Annotated in this window: 15 protein-coding genes; 10 read left to right on the top strand and 5 right to left on the bottom strand. The window is 63.2% G+C overall.

Going from position 1 to position 16,224, the window contains the following annotated elements; genetic code table 11:
• Window positions 1–121 precede the first annotated feature (121 nt).
• From cobA to K9857_RS10315, 5 genes are all read right to left on the bottom strand, one after another.
• Window positions 122–907 (bottom strand): uroporphyrinogen-III C-methyltransferase, encoded by a 786-nt coding sequence (cobA, locus tag K9857_RS10335; protein ID WP_224535452.1) that lies wholly within the window; start codon window positions 905–907, stop codon window positions 122–124.
• A gap of 39 nt (window positions 908–946) precedes the next feature.
• Window positions 947–2,617 carry a bifunctional protein-serine/threonine kinase/phosphatase gene (locus K9857_RS10330; protein WP_224535451.1) on the bottom strand — a complete coding sequence of 557 codons (1,671 nt, stop codon included), beginning with the start codon at window positions 2,615–2,617 and terminating at the stop codon, window positions 947–949.
• A 7-nt stretch (window positions 2,618–2,624) separates the two neighbouring features.
• The gene (locus tag K9857_RS10325; protein ID WP_224535450.1) at window positions 2,625–3,836 is read right to left on the bottom strand and encodes a nitrate/nitrite transporter; all 1,212 of its coding nucleotides are present in this window, start codon (window positions 3,834–3,836) and stop codon (window positions 2,625–2,627) included.
• Window positions 3,837–4,212: 376 nt separating this feature from the next.
• The gene (locus K9857_RS10320) at window positions 4,213–4,788 is read right to left on the bottom strand and encodes an ANTAR domain-containing response regulator (RefSeq protein WP_090323954.1); all 576 of its coding nucleotides are present in this window, start codon (window positions 4,786–4,788) and stop codon (window positions 4,213–4,215) included.
• Between the two features lie 15 nt (window positions 4,789–4,803).
• The gene (locus K9857_RS10315; protein ID WP_224535449.1) at window positions 4,804–6,015 is read right to left on the bottom strand and encodes a CmpA/NrtA family ABC transporter substrate-binding protein; all 1,212 of its coding nucleotides are present in this window, start codon (window positions 6,013–6,015) and stop codon (window positions 4,804–4,806) included.
• Window positions 6,016–6,235: 220 nt separating this feature from the next.
• Between K9857_RS10315 and K9857_RS10310 the strand changes: the two genes are divergently transcribed.
• Genes K9857_RS10310 through K9857_RS10265 form a run of 10 tightly spaced genes read left to right on the top strand, consistent with a single transcriptional unit; the run spans window position 6,236 to window position 16,219 of the window.
• Window positions 6,236–6,955, top strand: coding sequence for a helix-turn-helix domain-containing protein (locus K9857_RS10310; protein WP_224535448.1), 720 nt, complete (start codon window positions 6,236–6,238; stop codon window positions 6,953–6,955).
• 5 nt (window positions 6,956–6,960) lie between these two features.
• Window positions 6,961–8,604 (top strand): type III secretion system outer membrane ring subunit SctC, encoded by a 1,644-nt coding sequence (gene sctC / locus K9857_RS10305; RefSeq protein ID WP_224535447.1) that lies wholly within the window; start codon window positions 6,961–6,963, stop codon window positions 8,602–8,604.
• Window positions 8,601–9,701 (top strand): type III secretion system gatekeeper subunit SctW, encoded by a 1,101-nt coding sequence (sctW, locus tag K9857_RS10300; RefSeq protein WP_224535446.1) that lies wholly within the window; start codon window positions 8,601–8,603, stop codon window positions 9,699–9,701. Before sctC ends, sctW begins: the two co-directional genes overlap by 4 nt.
• A gap of 23 nt (window positions 9,702–9,724) precedes the next feature.
• Window positions 9,725–11,770, top strand: coding sequence for an EscV/YscV/HrcV family type III secretion system export apparatus protein (locus K9857_RS10295; protein ID WP_224535445.1), 2,046 nt, complete (start codon window positions 9,725–9,727; stop codon window positions 11,768–11,770).
• Between the two features lie 21 nt (window positions 11,771–11,791).
• Window positions 11,792–12,190, top strand: coding sequence for an Invasion protein B family (locus tag K9857_RS10290; RefSeq protein WP_224535455.1), 399 nt, complete (start codon window positions 11,792–11,794; stop codon window positions 12,188–12,190).
• Window positions 12,190–13,464 carry a type III secretion system ATPase SctN gene (gene sctN, locus K9857_RS10285; protein WP_224535444.1) on the top strand — a complete coding sequence of 425 codons (1,275 nt, stop codon included), beginning with the start codon at window positions 12,190–12,192 and terminating at the stop codon, window positions 13,462–13,464. The genes K9857_RS10290 and sctN overlap by 1 nt, the downstream gene beginning before the upstream one ends.
• Window positions 13,461–13,916 carry a type III secretion protein gene (locus tag K9857_RS10280; protein WP_224535443.1) on the top strand — a complete coding sequence of 152 codons (456 nt, stop codon included), beginning with the start codon at window positions 13,461–13,463 and terminating at the stop codon, window positions 13,914–13,916. Before sctN ends, K9857_RS10280 begins: the two co-directional genes overlap by 4 nt.
• On the top strand, window positions 13,913–14,659 hold the full coding sequence (locus K9857_RS10275; protein ID WP_224535442.1) for an invasion protein: 747 nt from the start codon (window positions 13,913–13,915) through the stop codon (window positions 14,657–14,659). The genes K9857_RS10280 and K9857_RS10275 overlap by 4 nt, the downstream gene beginning before the upstream one ends.
• Window positions 14,656–15,567: a FliM/FliN family flagellar motor switch protein gene (locus tag K9857_RS10270; protein WP_224535440.1), complete on the top strand. Its 912-nt coding sequence runs from the start codon at window positions 14,656–14,658 to the stop codon at window positions 15,565–15,567. The genes K9857_RS10275 and K9857_RS10270 overlap by 4 nt, the downstream gene beginning before the upstream one ends.
• Window positions 15,560–16,219 carry an EscR/YscR/HrcR family type III secretion system export apparatus protein gene (locus K9857_RS10265; RefSeq protein ID WP_224535439.1) on the top strand — a complete coding sequence of 220 codons (660 nt, stop codon included), beginning with the start codon at window positions 15,560–15,562 and terminating at the stop codon, window positions 16,217–16,219. The genes K9857_RS10270 and K9857_RS10265 overlap by 8 nt, the downstream gene beginning before the upstream one ends.
• The last annotated feature ends 5 nt before the right edge of the window (window positions 16,220–16,224 follow it).

The following is a 16,224-nucleotide window of genomic DNA, read 5'->3' as shown; positions in this document are numbered from 1 at the left end:
CATCGCGAGCAAGCTCGCTCCTACAGGTATTGCATCCATCCCGGCTACTGCATCGTCTTTGTAGGAGCCGAGCTTGCTCGCGATGGAGGCCCAGCCACCGCGGGGCATCAGATACCCAGCGTCATCGTTGACCACCATTCGCGGGCAAGCCACGCTCCCACAGGTTTTGCATACATCCCGGCTGCTGCGATCCTTTGATCTTTTCTGCGGCGACTTCGCCGATTACAAGGATCGCCGGGCTTTTGAGTTCGAAGGCGAGGGCGTCTTCCTCCATGGCTGTCAGATCGCTGCGACACTCCCGCTGATGGGGCAGCGAAGCGTTTTCGATCATCGCCACCGGCGTATCCGCCACCATCCCGCCAGCCAGCAACTGCTCACGGATTTCCCCGAGTTTGGCCACGCCCATGTAGATCACCAGGGTCGTCCCACCCTGTGCCAGCGCCCGCCAGTTCAGGCTGCTGCCGTCCTGGGTATGGGCCGTCACCAGCGTCACGCCCCGTGCTACCCCGCGCAGTGTCAGCGGAATATCGCATTGCGTGGCGCCCGCAAGCCCGGCGGTGATGCCATTGACCAGCTCCACCTCGACCCCACGTTCACGCAGCCAATCAGCTTCCTCGCCACCACGCCCGAAAATGCACGGATCACCACCCTTGAGCCGCACCACGCATTTGCCCTGGCGCGCGTAACGCAGCATCAAGCGATGGATGAATTCCTGCGGCGTCGAGCGGCAACCGCCACGTTTGCCCACGGGAATGATCCGCGCGTCGCCACAGTGCTCAAGAACTGCGTCATTCACCAGATCATCTATCAGCACGACATCCGCTTCTCTCATCGCCCGCACGGCTTTGAGCGTCAGCAGTTCCGGATCACCAGGCCCTGCACCGACCAGCCAGACTTTTGCGTTCATCGTGTTGTCCTCATTTGGAGTATTCGTCATGGCCAACCGTCAGCCATGAAACAGCGCAAACAACAGCGCCAGATTGATCAACAACGAGCCCAGCGCCAGCGCACGCCAGACCTTCAGCGGCTCCCGTTCCAGCAGGGGCCGGGGGCGTACGTTCAGACTGCGGCGTTCCCCCTGTTCCATCAGCAGCAACCATTCCTCCGCCGTTTCAAAGCGCTGGGCCGGATCCGCCGCCACCGCGCGCTCCAGGCTCTGCGTCAGCCATTCCGGCAGATCCGGGCGATAGCGACTGGGGTTGACCGGCACGCCGAAGCGCGGACGCTGGAAAGCCTCGATTTCGCCATAGGGGTAGTGCCCGGTGAGCAGGTAATACAGCGTCACACCCACCGCATACAGGTCCTGCTGCGGCGCCGGCTTGTCACCGCGAAACCCTTCCGGTGCGATATAGCTCGGGGTGCCGGGCAGGGTGAAGGGCTGGTCTTCGGACAGACCGGGGCACCAGGCCAGACCGAAGTCCAGCAGGCGCAACTCGCCGTCGTCCCCCAGCAACAGGTTCTCCGGCTTGATGTCCCGATGCAGGATCTGCCGGCGATGCAGCAGACCGACCGCCTTGAGCAGGCGTTCGGCCAACTCCTGCCACTGGGCCAGCGGCAACGGCCCGCTCTGCGCAAACAGCTGCGCCAGGGTGACGCCGGAATATTCCCGCATCACGTAGTACAAATGCTGACGCTGACCGGCCGCATGGACTTCAGGAAAATGCCGGCCCGCAACCCGCTTGAGAAACCATTCCTCCGACAGCAACGCTTGCCCGGCCAGATGATCATCGCGCAGCGCGCCGGGCAGGGTTTTCAGCAGCCAGGGCTGTTGTTGGGCATCACGCACCCGATACAGCAGTGACTGCTGGCTCTGGGCGACAATGCTTTCGATCTTCCAGCCCTCGAAGTCCTGACCCGGTTTCAGCGCCGGCGGCAGCGGCCATTGCTGCAAATGAATCAGCGCATCGCCGATGCTGGTTTCCCCCAGGGCATCGACCCGCACCAGCATGGCGCTGGCGTTGTCCTGGCTGCCGGCCAGATGCGCCGCATTCACCAAAGTCTGCGCAGCACTGTCGAGATCGGGTTGGTCGCGCAGGATCGCCGCAATCGCCGTATCCCCGAGCACCGCCCAGACGCCGTCGCTGAGCAGCACGAAGCTCTCATCGACCCGCAGTTCACCGTCGAGAAAATCCAGCACCAGATGCTGATCGAGCCCCAGCGCACGCTTGAGGACGTGCTGCATGCCAGGTTGATCCCACACATGGTCTTCGCTGACCCGCTGCAACTGATCGGCATGCCAGCGATAGACCCGGCAATCGCCGACATGGGCCAGAGTAAAGCGTCGGCCACGCATGACCAGCGCACTGACCGTGGTCAGCAGCGGTTGCCCGCCGCCATTGGCCTGCAACCAGCGGTTCTGTGCCAGCAGCAGGCGATCCAGCGCCTGGGCGACGCCCCAGGTTTCCGGTGTGGCGTAGTAATCCAGTGCCAGAGCCTGCAAGGTCGAGCGGGCGGCCAGGCCACCATCGGCGCACTGGCTGACGCCGTCGGCGATGGCGAATAGGTAACCCTTGCTCGCGGCCAGTGCCGGGGCCGGCGTGACCAGGCGCAGGGCGTCCTGGTTTTCCTCGCGCGGCCCAGTGGCGCTGGCTTCGGCAAAACTCAGTTGCAGGCTCATGGCGATCTCAGACCCGCGCAGCCGTCACGGCGGCCGAACCCCAGGTGGTTCTCCAGCGACGTTTCACGCCGTGCAGGCCGAACCAGGCCAGTACCGCGAGGCTCGCGAACAACCACAGCGCCATCTGGTAGCTGCCGGTGCTTTGCTTGATCGCGCCCATACCGGCGGCCAGTGCGAAACCGCCGATGCCGCCGGCCATGCCGATCAGCCCGGTCATCACACCGATTTCCCGACGGAAGCGCTGCGGTACCAGCTGAAACACCGCGCCATTGCCGGCACCCAGACCGAGCATGGTGCACACAAACAGTGCCAGCGCCGCGTAGGAGCTTGGCAGGTTGAAACCCACGGCCGCGATGCAGATCGCCGCCACGGTGTACATCCCCAGCAAAGTGCGGATGCCGCCGAAGCGATCCGCCAGGGCACCGCCCAGAGGGCGCATCAGGCTGCCACCGAACACGCAGGCAGCGGTGTAGTAGCCGGCGGTGACCGGGCTCAGGCCGTATTGGTCGTTGAAGTAGCCGGGCAGGGCGCTGGCCAGGCCGATGAAGCCGCCGAAGGTCACGCTGTAGAAGAACATGAACCACCAGCTGTCACGGTCGCCCAGGGCCTTGAAGTAGTCGGCCATCGACTTGGCTTTTGGCCGCTCTGGAGCGTTTTTCGCCAGCCATGCGAAGACGATCAGGGTCAGGATCAGCGGGATCAGGGCGAAGCCGAAGACGTTGCTCCAGCCGAACGCCGCCGCCAGTACCGGTGCGATCAGCGCCGCCAGCACGGTGCCCGAGTTGCCGGCCCCGGCGATGCCCATGGCCTTGCCCTGATGCTGCGGCGGATACCATTGCGACGCCAGCGGCAGGGCCACGGCGAAGGATGCGCCGGCCATGCCGAGGAACAGCCCCAGCAGCAATGCCTGCTCGTAGCTGTGGATGCCGAGTTTCCAGGCGCCGAACAGCGCGCAGATGACGATCACCTGGCCGATCAGGCCGGCGGTTTTCGGCGACAGACGATCGGCCAGCATGCCCATCACGAAACGCAGGATCGCTCCCGCCAGAATCGGCGTTGCTACGACCATTCCGCGTTGCTGGGTGGTCAGGTGCAGGTCGGCGGCGATCTGCACCGCCAGAGGGCCGAGCAGGTACCAGACCATGAAGCTCAGGTCGAAATAGAGGAAGGCCGAGAACAGGGTCGGGGTATGGCCGGATTTCCAGAAGCTTGAATTCATCGCGCACCTCAGCTGAAAGGAGTCTCGAACGGGAGTCAGTCGGGGCGCCGCCGGGCGGCACCACCGGCCCCGGGCTATGGGGCCAAAACAAAAAACGCCGCTACCCGATTCGCCATGGGCGAAGGGGGTGAGCGACGTCTTTGTCGTAGGTGGGGCAACCGCCGTTGGTTACCTGTATTGATTGCTTAGCGAGATTTGTGCCAACGCACAGACCTGTAGCAGCTGGCGAAGCCTGCGTCCGGCTGCGCAGCAGTCGCAAAACCTGAATGCGGGGTCTACCTGAAAGACCGCGATGGCTGATTTTACGACTGCTTCGCAGCCGGACGCAGGCTTCGCCAGCTGCTAAAGGGGTTGTGTTTTGTCTTGATAACGGGCCTCAGCCGAGCAATTCACTCATCGCAATAATCTGCTCCGCCACCTGTATCAGCTTCTGCTGGCGGCTCATCGCCTGGCGGCGCATCAGGGTGTAGGCCTCTTCCTCGTTGCAGTCCTTCATCTTCATCAGCAGCCCCTTGGCCAGCTCGATGCGCTTGCGCTCGGCCAGTTGCTGGTCGCGGGCGTGCAGTTGGGCGCGCAGGGCCTGGTCGCTTTCAAAGCGCGCCATGGCCACGTCGAGGATCGGCTGCAGGCGCTGGGCGTGGATGCCTTCGACGATGTAGGCGCTGACGCCGGACTTGATCGCCTGGCGCATCACATCGGGGTCGTGTTCGTCGGTGAACATCACGATCGGCCGCGGCTGGTCACGGCTGACCAGCACCACTTGCTCCATCACATCACGGCCCGGTGACTCGGTATCGATCAGAATCACGTCCGGACGCACCGTTTCGACGCGTTCGGGCAGGTCGATGGTCAACCCGGATTCATCGATCACCTCGAAGCCGGCTTCGGTGAGGGCCGCCTTCAGGCGCCCGACCTTTTTTGCAGTGTCGTTGATCAGCAGGATACGCAACATGTTCGTGGTCTCCTGTCAGCGGCTGGCGAAACGATGGGCGCTGTCGCTCATCGCATGCAATTTGAAGCCACGGGCGTAACCCGCCGGATCGGAGCCGTCCCAGACCTTGCCGTCGATCAGCTGGCTGCTGCGCATTTCCTTGCCCAGGTTCGCGACGCCCACGGCGCTGGCAGCCTCGCGGTACAGCTCCAGTTGCTGGACCTGACGGGCCACGGCCAGGTAATCCGGGTCGTCACGCAACAGCCCCCAGCGGCGGAACTGGGTCATGAACCACATGCCGTCGGACAGGTATGGCAGATTCACCTCGCCATCGCCATGGAAGCGCAAGGCGTGCGGGTCCTGCCAGCGATTGCCAAGGCCGTCGGCGTAATCGCCCAACAGGCGCGGTTCGATGCATTCCACGGGGGCATCCAGGTACTGCGGCGCGCTGAGCAGCTGCGCGGTACTGCGACGATTTTCGTGGCTGTCCTCGATGAAGCGGCTGGCCTCGAGAATCGCCATCACCAGCACGCGAGCCGTATTGGGATATTGCTCGACGAAGGCGCGGGTGCAGCCGAGGACTTTTTCCGGGTGATCGGGCCAGATGGCCTGAGTCGTCGCCAGAGTGAAACCCAGATCCTGCTGCACCGCGCTCGCCGACCATGGCTCACCGACGCAGAAACCATCGATCCGCCCGGCCTGCAGGTGCGCAACCATTTGCGGCGGCGGCACCACCACGCTGTCGACATCCAGCAGCGGATGAATGCCTTGGCTTGCGAGCCAGTAATACAGCCACATGGCGTGGGTGCCGGTGGGGAAGGTCTGGGCGAAGGTCAGTTTTGTGCGAGTTTGGTGCACGTGCCGGTGCAGTGCTTCAGGACCGGTCACGCCCAGCCCCTGCAAGCCACGGGAAAGATTGATGCTCTGGCCGTTCTGGTTCAGGCCCATGAGCACCGCCATGTCGGTCGCGGCCACGCCGCCAATGCCCAGGTGCACCGCGTAGATCAGGCCGTACAGACCGTGGGCGGCATCCAGTTCGCCGCTGACCAGCTTGTCCCGCAGATTGGCCCAGGAAGCCTGGCGCTTGAGGTTCAGGGTCAGGCCGTAGGGCTGGGCAAAGCCCTGGGTGGCGGCAACCACCACCGAAGCGCAGTCGCTCAGGGCCATGAAACCAAGATTAATGGCGCTCTTTTCCGGGGCATCGCTGCCATGGACCCAAGCCAGAGGGCCGACTGATGGTTCGTTCATCGTGTGTTCACCTTGCAAAAAAAACGCCGTCCGGGGCACGCGCAATGCCTTTGACGACGCCATTGTCCCGACACGCTTTCCGTCGTTGGCCTGCGTGCTGATGCCTGAACGGGTGCAAGGCATATGCCAGCGCGGATTTCATCAGCTTTGCATCAGGATTGGACGCAGTCCCGTCCTGCATCCTGCCGGCCTTCCTCGTCAGGTCGCAAAGGAGGCTGGCGTGCCCCTCGAATCGCCCCCCGCAACACGTACTCCGGACATCCGTCTCAATGAGCGGGTGCTGCATGTGCGTGTCGATCAGGCCGCCGTTTGCCTGTCTCCGACGCAATGCCTGCCACCCGGCTGGGAAGGCCTGATTGCCATGAGCCATGGCTGTGAAGCCCCCGAGGGCCTGCAGACCCAGCCGATCCCACAGGCGCCGCTGGTGAAGTTGCAGGTGTTCATCGATCTGGCCAGCGCGCCGTTCGATCAACGCTCCGGCCCGGCCCCATGGGCGCTGTTGCCGGTAGCTTTCCTCAAGGTGCAAACCGAGCAGGCGCTCGAGCGCTGGTATCTCGAACAGGCGATGGCCCGCGGCGAGGCTTATCAGGCCTTCGCCAGCGTGCTGCGCCACAGCGAAAGCTACGGCCTGGTGCGCTTCCTGCTGGAGCAGGGCACCCACAGCGAAAAACTCGGCACCCTGGCGCAGCGCTACGGGGTGTCGGTGTCGCATTTCCGGCGCCTGTGCCGGCAAGCACTGGGCACCGCGGCCAAGCCGGCCCTGCGTGGCTGGCGCACGGCCCAGGCGCTGTTGAACATGAGCTTGCGCGAAGGCTCGTTGACGGACGTGGCGCTGGAGTTCGGCTTCGCGTCCTCTTCGCATTTCTCCAGGGAAATCCGCGAACTGGTGGGTTTCACCCCCAGCAGCCTCGCCGACATTACCTACCTGCCGGGCAAGTGAATCGCATGTATTCTCTGTCTGTCTTGCCCCTCTGTCTAAGCGCTGCATTCCTGGTCGCACCGATTGCCTCCCAGGCGGCTGTCTATGAGTTCGAGGCACGGGAGCAAAGCGCGCGGACGTTTTTCAGCGAATTTTACGGCGCACTCGGCAAGCCGGTGATCGTCAGCAAGGCGGCAGCGGTCAAGCGGGTTTCCGGCACCTTCGACCTGCGTACGCCGCAACGCACCTTCGAGCGCATCGCCTTGCAGATGGGCCTGATCTGGTACAGCGACGGCCAGGCGATTTACCTGTACGACGCCCCGGAAATCAAAAGCTCGATGATCTCGCTGCAGACCCTGACCGTGGCCAGGCTGCAAGGCTTTCTCGAGCGCTCCGGGCTGTATGACCCTCGTTATCCGTTGCGCCACGACGGCCTGCGCACCTTCCATGTGGCGGGCCCGCCGATGTACGTCGATCTGGTGGTGCAGGCGGCCGGAATGATGGACAACCAGCGCTCGGAGCTCTTGCTGGGCAAGCAGCAGATCGGCGTGATCCAGGTGCGCAACACCTTCGTCAGCGACCGCAAATACGAGCTGCGCGACGACAAGGTGACCATCCCCGGGCTGGCCACGGTGATCGAACAATTGCTGCGCGGCGAGAAGCGCGAGGTCGAGCCGGCCATCGCGCAGCCACAGCCACAGCGCCCTCAGGGGCTGATGCCGGCATTCCCGCTTGAAGGCCTGGCAACCACTGCATCGGAAAAAGACCCCGCCGCACCGCGAGTCATCGCCCGTGACGTTGCCGCCGGCAATATCCGGGTGGTCGCCTATCCCGACACCAACAGCCTGCTGGTCAAGGGCCTGCCGGAGCAGGTGCGTTTCATCGAGAACCTGGTGAGCGCGCTGGACACGCCCAAACGCCACGTCGAGCTGTCGCTGTGGATCATCGATCTGCACAAGGACGAGCTCAATCAGCTGGGCATCAATTGGCAGGGCACGCTGAACGCCGGCGGCAAGTTTTCCGCCTCGCTCAATGCCGGCTCCGCGACCACCCTGGACGGCGCGTCGTTCGTCACCCAGGTCATGGCGCTGGAGCGCAGCAACCGGGCGAACGTGGTGTCGCGGCCGGTGATTCTCACCCAGGAAAACGTACCGGCGATCTTCGACAACAACCGCACCTTTTATGCGCCTCTGGTCGGCGAGCGCAGTGTCGATCTGCAACACGTGACCTACGGCACCCTGGTCAACGTACTGCCGCGTTTCGCTCAGGCCAATGAAGTGGAAATGTCGCTGAATATCGAGGACGGCAACGAAGTCGAACGGCCTGATCAAAACGCGCAACCGGGCACCTTGCCCACGGTCGGACGCACTCGCATCAGCACCGTAGCGCGTGTGCCCCAGGGCAAGAGTCTGCTGGTGGGCGGATTCACCCGAGACGACAACACCGAGCAGGTCGGGCGCATCCCGGTGCTGGGTGCCATTCCGTGGGTCGGGCGACTGTTCAGCTATCGCCAGAGCCGTTCGGCGAACACGGTGCGGGTGTTTCTGATTCAACCCCGGGAGATTCGCGACGCATTGCCAGTCGACGGTTTTGAGCCCGGCTCCCGGCTGCTGACCCCGGAGCAGCACGAGCGGGTGCGTCGCAGCTATTTTCGAATGGCACAACCATGATCCTGCCGTCGATTTCCACAGGCGGCCGTTCAGCCCAGGCACGGCTCAATACTGAGAAAGCGGCGGAAAATCCGCAGCCTCAGGCGGATGTCGATCTCGATGACGGCGACACCATCGCCGCGGTGCAACGTTTCGTGCAAATCAGCGACGAGATGTCCGCTGCGTTGGCGCAGTTCCGCGGACGACGCCATTTCGAGCTGAAATCCGACACCCTGACCGACAACTTCGAGCGGGTGCTGGACGACGACACCGTGCCCAAGGCGAAGCAGATACTCAGCCTTGCACGACTGGCGGACAAACCCGTCGCCTGGCTGCTGGAAATGGCGCGCAGCCTGTTTCCCGATGACAGCGATCTGGCTCTGGTGCTGCGCGAGTTGCTGCGCCGGAAAAAGCTCGAAGCGCGCACCCGCCAGCGCCTCGAAACCCTGTTGCAGACCGTGGTCGCCCAGGCGTCCCCCAAGCGCCTGAACGCCGGGATCAACACCGCGCTCAAAGCCCGAATGTTCGGCTCCTGCATGGCCGTGCGCGCAGCACTGTTGCGTGAAACCTACCGCGATTTTCTCGAGTCCGACGAAGGCCCCCTCGACTGCTATCAGGACTGGATCGCCCTCTACGGACCCGATCAGCGCCTGAACGTTCTGACCTTCATCGAGGCCGCGCTGCTCACCGACATCAGCGCCCAGGACCCCAGTTGTTCCCGCGCCGAATTCGGCGATCTGCTCACCAAGGTCAACCACCTCAAACGCCTGCGTTCGGCTGACGAACTGTTTGTCGGCCGCCTGCTCGCCGACATGCTCGTCTGCCGCCACAACCCCCATGAGGCGGATTGGCTGGTGTTCCTGTTCGGCGTGTTGGCCTATCCCGACGACCTCGACCAACTACTGCTCGGCGCCCTGGGCGAGCGCGTGTTGCTCAGCACTCACCACGAACGATCGGCCTTGCTGCAGACCCTGCGCCGCCTCTGCCTGCAATTGCCGGTGCCGCTGTTCGCCGATGAACAGGCGCCACTGCGTCTGGCAGAACAATTCACCCGGCTGGCGGATGTCGCCTACACCCACGAATGCATCGAACGCCGACGCCTCGGCGGTTGCCCATGACCTTCATCCGGAACTGACCCGCCATGCTCAATGTGTTCCTGCGCAATGTCGGCGCTCGTCCGGAGCTGCTGATCCTGACGCTGATGGTGATGATCATCGCCATGCTGATCATTCCGTTGCCCACGGCGCTGGTGGACTTTCTGATCGGCCTGAACATCGTCATTTCCCTGCTGGTGTTCATGGGCTCGTTCTACATCGAACGCATCCTCAGCTTCTCCACCTTTCCGGCGTTGCTGCTGTTGACCACGCTGTTTCGCCTGGCGCTGTCGATCAGCACCAGCCGCCTGATCCTCAGCCAGGCCGATGCGGGGGAGATCATCGCCTCGTTCGGCGAGTTCGTGATCGGCGAGAGCCTGGTGGTGGGTTTCGTGATCTTTTCCATCGTCACCATCGTGCAATTTATCGTGATCACCAAGGGCTCGGAGCGGGTGGCCGAAGTCGCCGCGCGCTTCTCGCTGGACGGCATGCCTGGCAAGCAAATGAGCATCGACGGCGACCTCAAGGCCGGCGCCATCACCGCCGAGGAAGCCAAGGAAAAACGCAGCGTGCTGGAGCGCGAAAGCCAGCTGTACGGCTCGTTCGACGGCGCCATGAAGTTCATCAAGGGCGATGCCATCGCCGGCATCATCATTATTTTCGTCAACTTCATCGGCGGCATGGCCATCGGCATGGGGCAGATGGGCATGGATATGTCCACGGCGCTGTCGACCTACACCCTGTTGACCATCGGCGATGGTCTGGTCGCACAGATTCCGGCGCTGCTGATCGCCATCGGCGCCGGCTTCATCGTCACCCGGGTCAACGGCGATGACGCCAACCTGGGGCGCAACATGCTCGCGCAAATGCTCGGCCACCCGTTCGTGCTCGGGGTGACGGCGTTGCTGGCGGTGGGCGTTGGCCTGTTGCCGGGTTTTCCCCTCCTGACCTTTCTGCCGATTGCCGTGGCCCTGGCGCTGCTGGTGTTCTTCCGCCAGCGCAAGGCCGCCAAAGGTGAAGGCCCTGACAACGTTCCGCCGTCGAATCAGGGCGACACAGCGGGCGCTTCAGGCCTCATCGAAGACATCGACAACATCGCCACAGAGACCATCGCGCTGATGCTGCTGGTGCCCGCCGCGCGTCTGGAGGAACTGACCAAGGCACGCTGGGCGGCGCGCTTTCGCAGCCAGTTCTTCGTCGATTACGGCCTGCGCATTCCCGAGCCGCAACTGCGCGCCAGCGAGGCGTTGCCGGCGCATCAGGTGGCGGTGCTGATCAACGAGGTGCGCGCCGAGCAATTCGATGTCCATTTCGATCACTGGCGCCTGCTCGACTATTCGCCGGAGTTGGAATCCCTGGGGCTGGCGCTGGTGCGCGGCAACGACAGCAATCGCCTGGGCGGGGTCTGGGTCAACGCCACCGAGCGCGAGCGCGTGCAGCAACTGGGGTATCACCTGCGACCGGCGGACGAGGAGTGTTATCGCTGCCTGGTCACCTTGCTGGCGCGCAACATCCAGGAATTTTTCGGGGTCCAGGAGACAAAGCAGCTGCTGGATGAAATGGAAGCGCGCTGCCCGGACCTGCTCAAGGAAGTCTATCGCCACATCACCGTGCAGAAGATCGCCGAGGTGCTGCAGCGCCTGATCGGCGAACGCATTTCGGTACGCAACATGAAGCTGATTCTCGAAACCCTGGCCCATTGGGCATCCCGGGAAAAGGACGCGCTGGCACTGGTCGAGCACGTGCGCGGCGCCATGGCCCGCTACATCAGCAACAAGTTTGCCCAGGGCAACGACCTGCGCGTGCTGCTGTTGTCGGCGGAGTTCGAAGAGGTGGTGCGACGCGGTATCCGGCAAACCTCGGGCGGCAGTTTCATCAACCTGGAACCTGCCGAATCCGAGGACCTGATGGACCGCCTCAGCGTCGGTCTGGACAGCGTGCACATTGCCCACAAGGACATGGTGCTGCTGTGTTCGGTGGATGTGCGGCGCTACATCAAGAAGCTGATCGAAGGGCGTTTTCGCGAGCTGGACGTGATGTCGTTCGGCGAAGTCTGCGAGACCGTCTCGGTCAATGTGATCAAAACCCTGTAAGGAAATCTGCCCGTGATAACCATGGATATTGCCGACCTGTTGCGCGACGCGCTGCGTCACAGCGGCTGCGCCGAAAGCCAGATCGGCCACTTCGACAGCCACAGCACCATCGAAATGCAGATGAAGGATTTGCCGGCGATCAACGTCGGAGAAGTGGGGGGTGAGGTGTGGGTCTGGGCCGCGGTGATGGAGGTCGGGACTGCGCCATTGAGTCATAGCGCCTTTGCGCTGTTGCAGATTCTGCTCCAGGGTTGCCCCTGGTCGCGCAGCGGGCAATTGCACCTGTGCGAGGTGCAGGGCCAGCTCGAACTGCGTCTGATGTGCAATGACAAGGCCCTCGACGACGGGCGCAGTTTTGCCCGGGCGCTGGACCATTTCGTCGAAGTGCTCGAAGAAATCCACGGCATCCTGCGCCTGTGATGACCCGTGCGGCGGCCCACCCGTTGCGGCTCAGCGGTCCGATGATCGAAGCGGCGCTGGGCCAGGTAGTGATCGGTGAGATCTGCGAGGTGCGCAGACACTGGCGTTCGCCCGAGGTGGCGGCCAGGGCGCAGGTCATCGGCTTCAAGCCCGATGCGGTGCTGCTCAGTTTGCTCGGTGATGCCCGGGGCTTGTCCCGGGCGTCGATGATCGTGCCCACCGGCGCGACCCTGCAACTGGCCTGCAGCGAAGCGTTGCTTGGCAGCGTGGTCGATCCACAAGGCAACATCGTCGAGCGTCTGGCGCCGTCCACGGCAATGGCGCAACAGGATTATCCGGTGGATGCCGATCCGCCGTCGTACCAGCAACGGCGTGGGGTGCGGACGCCGTTGCGCACGGGCATCCGGGCCATCGATGGCTTGCTGACCTGCGGCGTCGGCCAGCGCGTCGGGGTTTTCGCCGCCGCCGGTTCCGGCAAGACCACCCTGATCAACATGCTGATCGAGCACACCGACGCCGATGTATTTGTCATCGGCCTGATCGGCGAGCGTGGGCGGGAGGTGACCGAATTCATCGAGCATTTGCGCCAGTCGGACAAACGCGAACGCTGCGTGGTGGTGTTCGCCACTTCGGATTTTTCTTCGGTGGATCGCTGCAATTCGGCGCTCCAGGCCACCGCCATCGCCGAATATTTTCGCGACCAGGGCCGTCGGGTGGTGTTGTTGCTGGATTCGCTGACGCGCTATGCCAGAGCGAGGCGTGACCTGGCCCTGGCCGCCGGGGAAGCACCGGCGCGTCGGGGTTATCCGGCTTCCGTTTTTGATGCCTTGCCGCGTTTGCTGGAACGCCCCGGCGTGACCGCTGCGGGCAGCATCACCGCCTTCTACACGGTGCTGCTGGAAAGCGACGACGAGCCGGACCCGATTGCAGAGGAGATCCGCTCGATTCTCGACGGCCATGTCTATCTCAGCCGGGCGCTGGCGGCCAAAGGTCATTATCCGGCCATCGACGTGTTGCGCAGCGTCAGCCGCGTGGCGACGCAGGTCACAGAGCTTCAAGTGCATCAACTGGCGGCAGCGACCCGGGACACCCTGACACGGCTCGAGCAGTTGCAGATCTTCCTCGACATGGGTGAATACACCCAGGGTGCGGACGTGGCCAACGACCGGGCGCTGCAACGCCGCGACGCCCTTGAACAGTGGCTGCGTCAGCCCACGGGTGAATGCTGTGAACCGGAAGAAGCCCTGCGCCGATTACGGGAGCTGATGGCATGAATCCATTGACCGATCGTCGCCGGCTGTTGGCGCTCAGCGGGTTCCGACAGCAGCGCGCAGAACTGGCGATAGCGCGTAGCCGCCAGCAATTGCAGCCGCTGTTGCAGGAGCGGGACAGCTTCGCCGGGCAGGAGGCGGCGCTGCACAACCTGTTGGCCAGCCATCGCGCCGAGGATTGCGTGCTTGATCACGGACAACTGCTGGCGCTGCTGCGCAGGCAGGCGGTGATCCGGCGGCAGATCGATCTGTTGCGCGTGGAGCGTGAGCGGATCAGTCAGCAGTGCCGAGAAGTTGAACAACGGTTGCAGGAGCAGCGCGAGCAATTGCGGCTGGTGCGACGCAAGCACGACAAGTACGAACTGTCTGTTCGGCAGCTGGTGCGTGGACAACGGCTGGAACAGGTGCGTCGGGAAGAACGGGAAATCGAAGAGATGAGCGGAGTTTGGCGATGAAGGATTTGGCGGTCATTACATTGCTGCCGGTTCTACCTGTGGATCTGGTCGGCGAAGGTCCGATGGATGAGCTGCAGGACCGGTTGATTCCCGTGCAGGAGGATGAGTTGCCGCAGGGCGTGCTGGAGCTGATGGCGGCGCTGGTTCTGCGACCTGTTGTGGCGGTGGTTGAGCATGACAGTGCCGGGCAGCCAACGCAGAACAGACCTGCCGATCTTCGTTTGCCGCAAGCTGTGGTGCCTGTGGCTTCAGTCATCGATAAAGTCGTTGCGCAGCCGTTGTTGATCGAGCCTGTATCCAGCCCGGTCGAGGTCCTGCCGGATGTGCCGACAGTCCGCTTCGAAGGCCAAAGATCCGAGGCTCTGTATGAACGCCCAGCACCGACGAATGCACCCTTTGCTGCACCGGTGAAAGCCCCTCCGTCGTCGCCACAGATTCCCCACACAGTCATCGAGACCATAATCGAAGCTATCCCCGAAACGCGGCCGGATTCGGCGCGGAATCTATTGCAGGTTCCATTCAACAAGGGCCTTGTCAGCGGCCAGGTGACGATCAGCCGAGTGTCCGATGAACCTGTCCGCAATCTGCAACTCAGTCCGAGCAATACCCAGGTTTTCGAACACCTCAAAGTGTCCCTGGAGCAGGTTCGCGAACCCACCTGGCGCCTGACCGACAACCGCGACGAGCAACAGCGCCAGGGCTCCCGGCAAGCGCCGGATGACGAGCAGAACGACGACGCATGAGCTCGCTGAAATTACGCCGGATCAATCCGCAAGCCCATGCCGTCGCGCAGGCTGTTCAGCGCTGGCGCTGCGCTGGTGTCGACGCAGGCTCCGGCTTTCTTCCAACCCACTCCGGCTACCTGCAGTTCACCGCCTTGGGCGAAGAAGGGGAGTGGCAGGGGCTGATCGATGCCCGCGACTGGCTGCATGAATCGCTGCCGGGATTGCAGTCGCTACTGACCGTCGAGTGTTCACTGACGACCATCGCCGAACTGTTCCGCGCTGTGCCGCAACCGCTGCTGATGGACGTGGATGACTTGCAGTACCGAGAAATTTACGACGCCGAGTTTATCGCCCCCCATCAATTGCCCACGCGGGAAATGCCTTGGCTCGACACCGCCCAGGGCCGCGTGTGGATCACTCGATTACCACCCGCAAGCGCTACCGGCCCAGCCCATGAAGACAATTCCTGGCTAAGCGATCTGCCGTTTCGCCTGGACCTGAAACTGGGCTTCAGCCACCTGCATCACACCCACGCAATCCGCCTGAAAGCCGGCGATGTCCTGCGGATCGTTCAGCGCGCCCAACGCTGTTGCCTGGGTGAACGATGCCTGGGCTTCTTCACCTTTACCGAACAGGGAATACACATGCAGTCGAGCGATACCGATCCACAGGACGCACCTGAGTCCGACCTTGATCCGGGCGTGCTGCCAGTGAAGCTGGAGTTCGTCCTGGCGACCCATGACATCGACCTGGCAAGGCTGTCGCTGATCGCCTCCGGGCAACTGATCCCGCTGGCGGACGATGCGGCGCAACACATCGAAGTGCGCGCCAACGGCAAGCCCGTGGCCCGTGGCGAACTGGTGCAACTCGACGAGCAGTTGGGTGTGGAATTGCTCGAGGTCTACCGGAACCCGCGCGATGAATGACGTCTCGCTGATCGCCCTGTTGGCGTTCGCCTCGCTGCTGCCGTTCCTGGTGGCGGCGGGCACCTGCTACATCAAGTTTTCCATCGTCTTCGTCATCGTGCGCAATGCCCTGGGCTTGCAGCAGGTGCCGTCGAACATGACGCTCAATGCCATCGCCCTGATGCTGGCGATCTTCGTCATGACCCCGGTGATGAAGCAGGGCTACAGCTACTACAAGAGCGAGGCGGTGGCCTTCACCGATCTCGCGGCAGTGGTGGATTTCGCCGAGAACGGTCTGGGTGGCTACAAGGATTACCTGCGCAAATACACCGACCCGGAACTGGCGCTGTTCTTCGAGCGGGCGCAGGCGGTTCAGAGCGAAAGCGAAGACGCAGTGCCTGCCGATGAAGAACTGACGCCTTCACTGTTTGCACTGCTGCCGGCCTACGCCCTGAGTGAAATCAAAAGCGCCTTCAAGATCGGCTTCTACCTGTACCTGCCGTTCGTGATCGTTGATCTGGTGATCTCCAGCATCCTGCTGGCGCTGGGCATGATGATGATGAGCCCGGTGATCATTTCCGTGCCGATCAAGCTGGTGCTGTTCGTTGCCCTCGATGGCTGGGCGCTGCTCTCGACCGGGCTGGTCAAGCAGTACCTGACGTTGCTGGTGTAGGGGGC

Origin of the sequence: Pseudomonas sp. REP124 (genome assembly GCF_020164475.1) — a bacterium.
Taxonomy (GTDB): Bacteria; Pseudomonadota; Gammaproteobacteria; order Pseudomonadales; family Pseudomonadaceae; genus Aquipseudomonas.
Note: the sequence above shows the minus strand (reverse complement) of the source record. Positions and strands in the feature narration are given on the sequence as shown.

What these genes read in the sequence shown, in the direction of transcription:
- cobA (WP_224535452.1), bottom strand. Translation starts at nt 907, where the DNA reads ATGAACGCAAAAGTCTGGCTGGTCGGTGCAGGGCCTGGTGATCCGGAA.
- K9857_RS10330 (WP_224535451.1), bottom strand. Translation starts at nt 2,617, where the DNA reads ATGAGCCTGCAACTGAGTTTTGCCGAAGCCAGCGCCACTGGGCCGCGC.
- K9857_RS10325 (WP_224535450.1), bottom strand. Translation starts at nt 3,836, where the DNA reads ATGAATTCAAGCTTCTGGAAATCCGGCCATACCCCGACCCTGTTCTCG.
- K9857_RS10320 (WP_090323954.1), bottom strand. Translation starts at nt 4,788, where the DNA reads ATGTTGCGTATCCTGCTGATCAACGACACTGCAAAAAAGGTCGGGCGC.
- K9857_RS10315 (WP_224535449.1), bottom strand. Translation starts at nt 6,015, where the DNA reads ATGAACGAACCATCAGTCGGCCCTCTGGCTTGGGTCCATGGCAGCGAT.
- sctC (WP_224535447.1), top strand. Translation starts at nt 6,961, where the DNA reads ATGTATTCTCTGTCTGTCTTGCCCCTCTGTCTAAGCGCTGCATTCCTG.
- sctW (WP_224535446.1), top strand. Translation starts at nt 8,601, where the DNA reads ATGATCCTGCCGTCGATTTCCACAGGCGGCCGTTCAGCCCAGGCACGG.
- K9857_RS10295 (WP_224535445.1), top strand. Translation starts at nt 9,725, where the DNA reads ATGCTCAATGTGTTCCTGCGCAATGTCGGCGCTCGTCCGGAGCTGCTG.
- K9857_RS10290 (WP_224535455.1), top strand. Translation starts at nt 11,792, where the DNA reads ATGGATATTGCCGACCTGTTGCGCGACGCGCTGCGTCACAGCGGCTGC.
- sctN (WP_224535444.1), top strand. Translation starts at nt 12,190, where the DNA reads ATGACCCGTGCGGCGGCCCACCCGTTGCGGCTCAGCGGTCCGATGATC.
- K9857_RS10280 (WP_224535443.1), top strand. Translation starts at nt 13,461, where the DNA reads ATGAATCCATTGACCGATCGTCGCCGGCTGTTGGCGCTCAGCGGGTTC.
- K9857_RS10275 (WP_224535442.1), top strand. Translation starts at nt 13,913, where the DNA reads ATGAAGGATTTGGCGGTCATTACATTGCTGCCGGTTCTACCTGTGGAT.
- K9857_RS10270 (WP_224535440.1), top strand. Translation starts at nt 14,656, where the DNA reads ATGAGCTCGCTGAAATTACGCCGGATCAATCCGCAAGCCCATGCCGTC.
- K9857_RS10265 (WP_224535439.1), top strand. Translation starts at nt 15,560, where the DNA reads ATGAATGACGTCTCGCTGATCGCCCTGTTGGCGTTCGCCTCGCTGCTG.